Origin of the sequence: Streptomyces sp. KR55, from assembly GCF_052245645.1 — a bacterium.
Classification (GTDB): Bacteria; Actinomycetota; Actinomycetes; order Streptomycetales; family Streptomycetaceae; genus Streptomyces; species Streptomyces flavusporus.
The window spans coordinates 1-3289 of record NZ_JBQQCE010000723.1 but is presented as its reverse complement, the minus strand read 5'-3'; the positions used below and the strand labels follow the sequence as shown (position 1 = coordinate 3289).

Sequence of the window (3289 nt, the reverse complement as noted above, 5' to 3'; positions counted from 1 at the left end):
GTCCTTCGGCGGCGGTGACGACGACTGGGTGATCTCCCCGCCGTCCTCCGCGGGCCCCGGTCAGCCCGGCGGCTACGGCTATCCCCAGCCCGGCTCGCCGACCGCGCCCCCGCCGCCCGGCCCCGGCGCCCCGCAGCGGCCGGCGACCTGGACGGCGACCATCGGCCCGGACCGCGAGTACTTCATGGCGATGATGCAGCGCTCCGGCCCCGAGGCCGCGGGCCTGAACCTGCCCGCGTACTCCCCGGAGCAGCAGCGCACGCTCTCCGGCAACCAGGTCACGATCGGCCGCCGCCGGCACTCCACCGGTGACACCCCCGACATCGACCTGTCGGTGCCGCCGGAGGACCCGGGCGTCTCGCACCAGCACGCGGTGCTGGTGCAGCAGCCGGACGGCACCTGGGCGGTCGTCGACCAGAACTCGACGAACGGCACCACGGTCAACGGCTCGGAGGACCCGATCCAGCCCTTCGTGCCGGTACCGCTCCAGGACGGCGACCGGGTGCACGTGGGCGCCTGGACGACGATCACCATCCGCCGGGGCTGACCCGCGGTTCAGCGGAGGGACCAGGTGTACGGTCCCTCCGGCTCGTCCAGCCACGCCCACTGGTGTTCGCCTGCGACGGTGACGCCGTACCGCTCGCGACGGGGATGCCCCTCGCCCTCCCACAGCGCGTACGCCTCCAGCGGATCCAGGCTGCCCCGGGTCAGGGCGAGCAGGAACCGGAACAGCTCGTGCTGCCGGCCCCGGAGCGGCACCGCGCCCAGGGACGCCCGCTCCGGCTCGGGCCGGACGCCGCCGCGCAGCGGCACGAAATAGGCGGGCGTGTGCAGGAAGCGCCCCTCGGCATGCGCGGCGTCCCGCACCGTCAGCACGACCAGGCCGGTCGCCAGCGGGGTCAGGATCCGGCCGCCGGGCCGGCACTGGGCGAGCCAGGCGTGCGGGATGGACGACATGGTGCAGGTCGCAATGATCCGGTCGAAGGGGGCACGTTCGGGCACCCCGCGCCCCCCGTCCCCGGTGACGACGACCGGGTGGTACCCGGCGGCGGCCAGGTGCCAACGGGCCGACTCCGTGATCTCCGGCTCCAGGTCGACGGTGGTGACGAGGTCGTCGTCGCCGAGACGGTGCGCGAGCAGCGCCGCGTTGTAGCCGCTGCCCGCGCCGATCTCCAGGACCCGGTTGCCGTCCGCCACCTGCAGCTCGGTCAGCATCAGCGCCATGAGGGACGGCTGGCTGCTGGAGGAGACCAGCTCACCGTCGCGCAGCCGGGTGGCCAACGGGGTGTCGGCGTAGGCGCCGCGCACCCAGCGCTCGCGGGCACGCGGGTCGGGGTCCTCGCCCCAGAGCCGTTCGTAGCCGTCCACGGTCCCGATGTAGTAGTAGGGCACGAAGACATGGCGCGGGACCGCCGCGAACACCTCCCGCCACACCGGGTCCGCGGCCCAGGCCCCGCTCGCGTCGATCTCCTGCACCAGCGCCGCCCGCGCCGAGGCGGCGACGGCCTCCAGGTCCTTGTCGAGTGCATGCGCGCCCATATGTCCACTGTGCTGCGGTTCACGGCGCCAGGCGAGTACCTCGGGGCGTGGTGGCGGGGGCAGGTCCTAAGTCTTGAGTCCTCGGTCACCCGGTCTGAGAGCATGGACAGCGTGAAAGAGATTCGGCGCGGCACGCTTCAGGAGCAGACCTTCTACGAGCAGGTCGGCGGGGAGGAGACCTTCCGCCGCCTGGTCCACCGTTTCTACGAGGGAGTCGCCGAGGACCCGGTCCTGCGGCCGATGTACCCCGAGGAGGACCTGGGCCCCGCAGAAGAGCGCCTCACCCTCTTCCTGATCCAGTACTGGGGCGGCCCGACGACGTACAGCGAGAACCGCGGCCACCCCCGCCTGCGGATGCGCCACGCCCCCTTCACCGTCGATCAGGCCGCGCACGACGCCTGGCTGAAGCACATGCGGGTGGCCGTCGACGAGCTGGGCCTGCCCGAGGAGCACGAGCGCACACTGTGGAACTACCTGACCTACGCGGCGGCCTCGATGGTGAACACCCCGGGCTGACGCCCAGACGATGAGTCCCGGATTCCGGTCGTACGACGTCGGATTCCGGTCACAATCCGGTCAAGCCCGATCCACAAGCGCTTACCCGAGCGCGGCCCCTCTGCCAACATCGCCCGGAGGTCTGGACAACAGCGGGGGGTCATGTGACGGGGTTCGCGGGATTCGTGGTGTTACGGGCGCGGGCGCACCGCCTGCTCCTGACCGCGGCCCTGCTCACCGTCCTGCTCACCACGGCCGTCCTGGCCACGCTCACCGCCTACTCGGGTGCGATCGGCGATGCGGCGCTGCGCCACTCCCTGCACGACCCCCGCAACGCCGCCGACACCGCGCTGATCGTCAAGGCCGACGTCCCGGCCGATGGTCGCGCGGACGCCGACAAGGCCGTACGGGAAGGGGCGCGGCGGACCTTCGACGGGCTGCCGGTGACGGTGCGGAGCTACCTGCGGTCGGGGCCGTACGCCCTGCCCCGCGCCCTGCGCCCCAGCGACGAGCGGTCGGCGCAGGACTCGGACCCGGACCTGACGTACTTCGCCACCCTGGACAGCACCCAGGTGCGGATCACCGACGGCCGCCTCCCCCGCGCGTCCGCCGACGCCGTCGAGGCGGCCGTACCCAGCACCGTCGCCCAGCGCCTCGGCCTGGAACCCGGCGCCCGCCTCACCGTCGTCGACCGCCTCGGCGGCCCGGACGCCCGCGTCCTGATCACCGGCGTCTACCGTCCCGCCGAGCCGACCGCGCCGTACTGGCAGCTGGACGACCTCCACGGCCGCGGCATCACCAAGGGCGGCTTCACCACCTACGGCCCGCTGCTCGCCGCCCCCGAGACCCTGACCGGCAAGGCGGTGAGCACCGGGCAGTCCGGCTGGCTGGCGTCGGCGGACTTCTCCACGCTGTCCACCGGCCGGGTCGACGCGCTGCGCGAGGCGGCCCGCGCCGGGAGCGCGGCCCTGCGCGAGCAGCCGGTGCTCAGCGGCACGACCGCCGCGTCCACCCAACTGCCCGCCGTCCTCGACCGGCTCGACCGTTCCCTGCTCGTCTCCCGCTCCACCCTGCTGATCGTCGCCCTGCAGCTGGTGCTGCTCGCGGGCTGTGCGCTGCTGCTGGTGGCCCGGCTGCTGAGCGCCGAACGCGCGGGTGAGACCCGGCTGCTGCGGGCGCGGGGCGCCTCCGGCACACGGATCGCGGGCCATGCCGCGCTGGAGGCGCTGCTGCTCGCCACGCCCGCGGTGATCTG

The 3289-nt window shown here is 73.6% G+C and carries 3 protein-coding genes and 1 pseudogene; 3 read left to right on the top strand and 1 reads right to left on the bottom strand.

What is annotated here, in order from left to right; translation table 11 throughout:
• On the top strand, positions 1–547 hold a 547-nt coding region (locus ACTWQJ_RS48970; RefSeq protein WP_443312822.1), incomplete at its 5' end, for an FHA domain-containing protein.
• 8 nt (positions 548–555) lie between these two features.
• Here the strand turns inward: ACTWQJ_RS48970 and ACTWQJ_RS48965 are convergent.
• Positions 556–1539 (bottom strand): methyltransferase domain-containing protein, encoded by a 984-nt coding sequence (locus ACTWQJ_RS48965; protein WP_443312821.1) that lies wholly within the window; start codon positions 1537–1539, stop codon positions 556–558.
• A gap of 102 nt (positions 1540–1641) precedes the next feature.
• Between ACTWQJ_RS48965 and ACTWQJ_RS48960 the strand changes: the two genes are divergently transcribed.
• Both ACTWQJ_RS48960 and ACTWQJ_RS48955 read left to right on the top strand, forming a co-directional pair.
• Complete coding sequence (locus ACTWQJ_RS48960; RefSeq protein WP_443312820.1) at positions 1642–2055, top strand: globin; 414 nt, start codon at positions 1642–1644, stop codon at positions 2053–2055.
• 143 nt (positions 2056–2198) lie between these two features.
• Positions 2199–3289, top strand: a pseudogene (locus ACTWQJ_RS48955) (ABC transporter permease); the annotation flags it as partial.

Coding starts and splice junctions, on each gene's coding strand:
- ACTWQJ_RS48960 (WP_443312820.1), top strand. CDS start 1,642: ATGGACAGCGTGAAAGAGATTCGGCGCGGCACGCTTCAGGAGCAGACC.
- ACTWQJ_RS48965 (WP_443312821.1), bottom strand. CDS start 1,539: ATGGGCGCGCATGCACTCGACAAGGACCTGGAGGCCGTCGCCGCCTCG.